Origin of the sequence: Enterobacter cloacae complex sp.6700776 (genome assembly GCF_048284255.1) — a bacterium.
Lineage (GTDB): Bacteria > Pseudomonadota > Gammaproteobacteria > Enterobacterales > Enterobacteriaceae > Enterobacter > Enterobacter intestinihominis.
In genome coordinates this window covers 1-285 of record NZ_JBLVYK010000236.1, presented here as the reverse complement: position 1 = coordinate 285, position 285 = coordinate 1, and the positions used below count along the sequence as shown (strand labels likewise).

The window sequence follows — 285 nt, the reverse complement described above, 5'->3', positions numbered from 1 at the left end:
GTTCGGTTGCGCTTCGCCGCGCTCCCATTTCTGTACCGCCTTTTTGCTGACGTTGAGATATAGCGCAAACACCGGCTGACTGACGTTTTCGCGTTCGCGCAATGCGCGGATCTCGGCCGGCCCGAACTGTTTCACCGGCCGCAGGCACAGCATGTCGAAGGTGCGCATGGTCACGTCGTCGACGAAACCGGCGCGGTGCAGGCCCTGAACTTCCTGGTGGATCGATTTCAGCATCTTGCTCATAGTTGTAACCTTATTAATTCCCCGCAGTTGACCAGCTGATAC

At 57.2% G+C, this 285-nt stretch carries 1 protein-coding gene; it reads right to left on the bottom strand.

Annotated features, from left to right (window positions below):
• A partial coding sequence (locus ACNQ0T_RS24035) for a helix-turn-helix domain-containing protein (RefSeq protein ID WP_417930476.1) occupies window positions 1-243 on the bottom strand: 243 nt, incomplete at its 3' end.
• Between the last annotated feature and the right edge of the window lie 42 nt (window positions 244-285).